This is a genomic window from Aeromonas sp. 600276 (assembly GCF_049175815.1).
GTDB lineage: Bacteria > Pseudomonadota > Gammaproteobacteria > Enterobacterales > Aeromonadaceae > Aeromonas > Aeromonas dhakensis.
In genome coordinates, this window is sequence record NZ_JAAKVU010000036.1 from 1 (window position 1) to 6671 (window position 6671).

Here is a 6671-nt window from a genome sequence, read left to right on the forward strand (position 1 = left end):
GGCAAGGAAGAGATCTATATCCACGGTCAGAAAGATCTGAACGTGTTGATAGAGAACGATGCGGCCTGGCATATCAAGCACGACCAGCACACCGATATCGACAATGAGCGGGTGACCCGTATCAAGGCCAACGACCATCTGACGGTGGAGGGTGAGAAGCGCGACCAGATAAAAGCCGACTACTCGCTGACGGTGGATGCCAGTCTGCATCAGAAGCTGGGGCAGTCCCTGCTGGTGGAAGCGGGGAGCGAGGTACATCACAAGGCGGGCATGAAGATCGTGATGGAGGCCGGTGCGGAGTTGACCCTCAAGGTGGGTGGCAGCTTTGTGAAGCTCGATGCCGGCGGCGTTACTCTCAGTGGCGGCTCCATCAAGATGAATTCAGGCGGCAGTCCGGGTTCAGGTTCCGGCTGGGGTGGCAAGGCTCCCGTTCTACCAGGTAATGTCGAGGTGCCAACACCACCACCAGCAACGTTGCCAGCCCCGGCCATCCACAAGAGCATGGAGTCCATGGCGCCGCTGGCCAAGCCTTGTCCAGCAGCCCCGTTACCAGTGCCCCCTCCACCTGCCGGGGGGCCACCGGCTCCACCACCGGCTCCACCCCAGCTTGCCGGAGGAGCAGGGATGCCACCGCCGCCGCCACCTGTTGCGGTCAAAGGGGAAGGCAAAAAGCCGGCAAAGAAGTGGGCGACGGTAGAGATATCCAAAGCGGATGAAGCACTCAGATACTATTCGGCGCAGGGGTACACATTGCTCAATAACTATTTGCGTGATCGCCCCTACAAGCAGCGAGAGGCCATCGATACCCTGCTTAGTCGCAGCTATTTGAATGATGAGCCGACATCTGCGGGTGAATTTGATAAGGCAATGAAGGCCTATGTTGCTGATGTGGAGGCGGGTCTGGCCAAATTGCCGGCTTCACCTGAGTTGTCTTTCGTCTACCGGGGGCTGGCGCTGGACAAGCCGGAGCTTGCAGCCCTGAAAGAGCAGTTCACAGGGGTGGGCAATATCGTTGTTGAGCCAGGATTCATGAGTACCTCACCGGACAAGGCCTGGGTCAACGATACCTTGTTGAAGATCCGCTTGCCTGCCGGACACGGTGGCCGTCTGCTGGGAGACGCTGCGCACTTCAAGGGCGAAGCTGAAATGCTGTTTCCGACGCAGACCAAGCTAAGGGTCGATCGAGTAGTTTCCACCACGAGCGATGATTTCGATACCTTGCTCAATACGATCCCAACCTCTGACAATGCATCGGACAACCGCAGCAGGATCAAGCGACTGATTGAGGTTTCCGTATTATGACGTTATTTGATTGGCTCGCTGGCGAGCAAGCGGGTGAGAGGTATGCCGTCATCGATGGAGCACAAGCGGTGTCAGCCGTGGCGGATTTCTATACCTATGATGGAGAGAATGCCAATCCACTTTTTGCCGGTACCGCTTTCGATGAGCAGTCTGCGTTGGGACCTTGGTTGCTGCCAGCGCCTTCTACTGAGTTCATGATGGCCAATCCCGCCCTGAGCGGCTTCTATCTGATCAGCGACCAATCAGTGGAGCTGATCCGCCACCATTGGCAGAGCCTGATAGAAGCGATACGCGAGGGAGAAGCAGTCTGGTTTCGTTTCTCTGACCCACGCATTTTCTTGCCCATGCTCAGCGCCATGACCCCTGATGAACGCGATAGTGTGCTGGGGCCCTGTTCCGGGCTCTGGATCCAGGGCAAGGTTTTCTCTCGCACGCCTCATGCCCGGTTCCAACCCGCATTGCAAACCCCCTGGTTTCATATCCGGTCTCATCATCTGGTTGGACTCTACGACGAGAACCGTCATGCCTACATCTTGCGGCGGCGGTTATGGCAGACCATGACGGTTATGATGGAGCGCCATCCTGACCCGGCCGGGACCATTTTACCCACACTCAAACTGGCCAATCAGGATGGGCTGCAAGAGGATGTGCGCGATGGTGTGGTGGCTGGCGCCTTGGCCTTGCAGGCCAATCTGGCTCTTGAAGAGATACGGGGGCCATTGATGCTGACTGACGATGAGCTGGTTCAGGTAGCCAACTGGCTGAACAAACATCACGAATTGACAGGAGTATCCTGATGGCGGCAGATCCCCACTGTATCCCTTGCGAACGTTATGATAACTGGATAGAGGTAGACATTCGCGATGAGCACAACCGTTCGTTCAAGGGGCTCAAGGCCACTTTGACTGACGAAACCGGCAAGTCAGAGACGGTCACCCTGCAGGATGGACCCACCCTGGTGCGAGGGTTTGCAGTTGGCCCGGTGACAGTAAAAATCGAGACGCCAGCCTGGCTCAAGGCGGCGCAGTCCCGTGAAGCCCTCAAGGAGGGTGAGACCACACAGGTACCCGCCTATACAGACAAGTTATTCGGGCACTGCGACGTCAAACGAGAGCATGTCAAGGTGACCACAGGCGACCTCTGCCTCACTGACCCAGAACAGCCGCTACCGAAAGGACATCAGTCAGGACAGGCCCAGCCTACTCGCTTTTTCACCAAGCACTCCTACGTGATTGAGGTGAAGGGATATCGGCTGAATATCCTGCGTATCGGTGTGTTCTTTGATGGCACGGCCAACAACTCCTTTAAACATGAGGAAGGTAAAGCAGAGATAGAAGCCTTTCTGGCTCAATGCAGCGATCCGCTAGAACAGGAGAGGGTACGCCAGCAGTGCATGGCGGGGACGGTGTCAGTGAGTGATAACAGCCAAGGGAACGACATCACTAATATTGGGAAGGCTTATGACTTATATATCCCCAATGAACCAAGAAGGCTGGTCGTGCGTGTTTATCTCGATGGCATTGGGACAGAATCTGGTAAAGGTGACTCAACCCTTGTTGGCCAAGGTATGGATGCAGGTCCGACATCTAGTGATGGCAAGGTCCAGCTAGCCTGCCGTGAGAAAATTGTTGAACAAATCAAACAGCAATTAGGAAATGAACTAACAACTCTGGAATGTATCCACAAGATCGAATTTGACGTGTTTGGGTTTAGTCGGGGGGCTTCGGCGGCACGGCAGTTCGTGAACACGATCGACCTGCAGGCTGATCACCCACTGGTTGAGGCGGTATCCAAAGAATCTAGTATCCGCTTGAAAGCAGGTTTTGACTGGGCAAGCCGGGAGGATTGCAGGATCAAGTTTGTCGGGCTGTTCGATACTGTCTGTTCGTCGCTACTGGAAGCACGTAACATCACGCTAGCCTCGGATTGTGCGGAGCGGGTCGTGCACCTGACAGCCAAGGATGAGTGGCGCTACTTCTTTGCCCTGACCCGGATCACCAATGACGTGGAGGGTAAACAGATTGCGTCCAACTTCACCGAACTGGCGCTGCCAGGTTGCCACTCGGACATTGGCGGCGGTTATTACAGTCGTTGGAGTTTACGAAACCCCAATAGCAATCCGGCTCTGACGGAGCAAAAGGCGATTAAGCTGTTTCAAAGTATGGAACCCGCAGGAACCCGACCGGAGCAAAGTTCCGCCTATCAGCAAGCAATGGACTATGCCCAAGCTAAATTGCGTCAGGGCTGGGGAAATGGGGTGACTGTGTTGCCTTCTCCAGCTAGTGACCCGATGAAAGGGAAACTCAATTTGCGAGTTCGCACGTTAAACCGTCCTGAGTTTGGCTGGAAAAAACCGTTGGAAGTCAGTGTAACCGTGCTGATCAACCGGGTCGTTGAGGGCGAGTATTCCCGTATCCCCCTACACATCATGGTCGAAGCCGCGAGGACGGCGGGTGTTCCATTTTGTGAGTGGGATAAGACAGACAAGGCCTTGATGCTGGATAGTGGAGCGCCGATAAAACCACGAGTTGATTTGAGCAAGCTGGATGGGCATTGGGTTAATGCTGGTAACGAGGCTGGGGTGGCCAAAGATTTGAGTCAACAGCTCTCGGAAGAGATCTATCGATACTTGCGCTTCGAGTACTTGCATCACAGCGCGGATGATGGGTTGGTGAATGGGGCAAACCGTATTAATGGGCAAGAGGCTCGCCGCATCATCAGCAACTTGGAGGGGGGGAAATGAGACGTTGGTTATTACTGCCGTTATTGTTACTAGGGCTAGCTGGGTGCAAAGACAATGGCCCGACCAAGATGGATTGGGATTACTCAGTTGGCACGAGGGCAGATGAAATTTGGCATACCCGAGCTTTATTTAGCCGGGAAGGAATGGGGGCAAACGAGTCAAGTACTGGGGGAGTATCTGCTGTAAATGAAAGTATCTTGAAAGAGAAAAAATATCAGGGACAGGTTGGTGGTGGCCGTAGTTTTGAGAACCAGCCAGTACCAGATAAGGTGCAGATAGAATGGGTGTCGTATCACGACAAGAAGCGCTATGGGATCACTCTGGATTTGCCCAAGGATTTGGGGAAGCAGATGGCGCAGCGTTACCGCTTAGAAGATAAAAGGATAAAACAGCGTAACTGGATTGAAATGTGGCTTTTCCCCGGAGGGTATGTAGAAGTAACTTTAGAAGGTCCATATGTTAAACCCGGAGTGCTGATTGCTAGTGGTATGGCCCATGAAGTGACCGACGATTGGTATGACAAGAAAGTGCCGCTAGATAGCCAATATCAGGAGCGATGGGCCCGTTTCGATAAAAATTTCCGACCCTATTACGACAAATATCCGGTCCCAACCGGCGAAGCGTGGGCTCCTATCATGGACGCGTACCGCGCCGCCCAGCCCAAAACGGATACCGAGCCAGTCAATTGATGATATCGGTGAACCGAGAGTAGTGAAAAATCTGGCCCATCAGTTGCCGCCAGAGATCTATCGGGCGTTACGCCGTGACTATTTGCATCATAGTGCCAGTAATCAAGGTATTGCTAACTCAGTCAATATCAAGAAGTACGAGAAGTTGGTGCGCAAAGAGCGTCGCCGATTGATCGATAATCAGGAGGCATGATGAAAAAATGTATTTCGGTAGTGTTGTTCTGTTTTTCCTTAATGATCTGTGCTGGTTCGTCAGCATCACAGCCGGTTCAATGGCACTATGGAGTCGGTAGTAATATTGATGATATCTGGGGTAGCAAAACGGAGTTTTCTTGAAATGGGCAGATTTTCACGCTGATAAGGGCAAGGGAAACTACGATGCTGCATTCAAAAAAATATTATAGGGAGAGAATATTATTGGGCTGGCGGAGGGGGACTGCCGACGGATGGCGAGCCAATCCCCCATAGTGCGGTTCTTGAAGTTGTATCGTTTTACGACCAGAAGCGTTATCGCATCAAGGTTGATCTGCCCAAGGATTTGGAACAGCGGATGAGGCAGGTTTATCAAGTCGATGGGCGTAAAGAACGTCGTGACTGGCTCTACTTTGGCCTAGCGCCTGGTGGATACTACGAAGTGCTATTGATGGGGCGTAGTCTTGGTGTTAGTCCTGACATATTACTTTCTCGTGGTATTGCAGAAGAAGTCACGGATGATTGGTACGATCAAAAAGTCCCTGTTGCGGAGCAATATGGGATAGATTCATTTGTGAGCAAATACGGAGAGTTGTTTAATAAACATCCCGTTCCCAACGGAATGGCCTGGGCTCCCATCATGGACGCCTACCGTGCGGCACAGCCCAAGACAGATATAAACCCGGTGCGATGATGGCATCAATGCGCACACTCCTATTACTGCTGATGTTGCCATTAGTCGCAGCTAGCCAAGCTAGATGAGCAATGGATTAATGCCGCTAAAGAACGAGGTATAGTTAAAATTTAGCGAATAAATTAACATCAGATGCCTATCGTTATCTTCGTTTTGAATACTTGCACCATAGTGCAGACACTGGATTGGTCAATATGGCGAATAATATCGATGGTAGAGATGGATGTAAAATTTACAATAATCAGGAAGGCGGATGATGAAATTCAGTTGGATAAAACCTCCTTTACTAGCGCTGGGTCTGCTGGGTTTTAGCGCTACAGGTGTTGCAAGCACTCCACAGACTATGGATTGGTCTTATATGGTGGGCTCCAACGCGGATGAAATATGGCACACAAAGGCCAACTTTTATCGGGAGGGGAAGCTCATTCACGGCTCGTCAAACGGTGATTCTGGTTATGTTGGAGTTGAGGCTCTACGAGAAAAGGATTATCGCTGGCGCATAGGTGCAGGTCGAAAATTATACAGCCAGCCAATTCCTGATAAAGTTGATGTTGAATGGGTTTCCTTCCATGACAAAAAACGTTACGGCATCACTTTGATGCTCCCATTAAATTTAAACTCTCAGATTGCACAAGGCTACTGGATATTGAATGCAGAAAAACGCCAAGAAGTACGAAGAAATATAATCGCACTTGGACTTTCTCCAGGGGGGTACGTTGAAGTGTTTCTAACTAAATTCAAAGTCAAACCAGATATTTTACTAGCAAGAGGCATAGCTAAAGAAATAAGGCTTTGGCAAGACGAAAAGGTGCCACTTTCCAAACAGTTCAATAATGCTTTTGCGGCATTTGATAAGGATTATGGCGCCACTTACCTGCAGCACCCAATTCCGCAGGGTATGGACTGGGCGCCCATCATGGATGCTTACCGTGCCAAACAACCTCACACTGACAATGAACCGGTTAATTAATGCGCTGGATGTACAGATCTAGTTATCACCTGACACCGGCCTCAAACCGGTGTCTTGTTTACGCTACTTTAGTGCGCACTT

Annotated in this window: 6 protein-coding genes; all 6 read left to right on the plus strand. The window is 51.6% G+C overall.

The window, feature by feature from the left end; translation table 11 throughout:
* A partial coding sequence (locus G5134_RS21105) for a bacteriophage T4 gp5 trimerisation domain-containing protein (protein ID WP_421232176.1) occupies positions 1 to 1302 on the plus strand: 1302 nt, incomplete at its 5' end.
* Positions 1299 to 2099: a DUF4123 domain-containing protein gene (locus G5134_RS21110; RefSeq protein ID WP_065017936.1), complete on the plus strand. Its 801-nt coding sequence runs from the start codon at positions 1299 to 1301 to the stop codon at positions 2097 to 2099. The genes G5134_RS21105 and G5134_RS21110, both read left to right, overlap by 4 nt.
* Complete coding sequence (locus tag G5134_RS21115; protein WP_065017937.1) at positions 2099 to 4045, plus strand: T6SS phospholipase effector Tle1-like catalytic domain-containing protein; 1947 nt, start codon at positions 2099 to 2101, stop codon at positions 4043 to 4045. Before G5134_RS21110 ends, G5134_RS21115 begins: the two co-directional genes overlap by 1 nt.
* Complete coding sequence (locus tag G5134_RS21120; RefSeq protein ID WP_026459193.1) at positions 4042 to 4734, plus strand: DUF2931 family protein; 693 nt, start codon at positions 4042 to 4044, stop codon at positions 4732 to 4734. Before G5134_RS21115 ends, G5134_RS21120 begins: the two co-directional genes overlap by 4 nt.
* Before the next feature lie 457 nt (positions 4735 to 5191).
* Positions 5192 to 5620 (plus strand): DUF2931 family protein, encoded by a 429-nt coding sequence (locus tag G5134_RS21125; RefSeq protein ID WP_231939786.1) that lies wholly within the window; start codon positions 5192 to 5194, stop codon positions 5618 to 5620.
* A 253-nt stretch (positions 5621 to 5873) separates the two neighbouring features.
* Positions 5874 to 6590 (plus strand): DUF2931 family protein, encoded by a 717-nt coding sequence (locus G5134_RS21130; RefSeq protein ID WP_082970074.1) that lies wholly within the window; start codon positions 5874 to 5876, stop codon positions 6588 to 6590.
* Positions 6591 to 6671 lie beyond the last annotated feature (81 nt).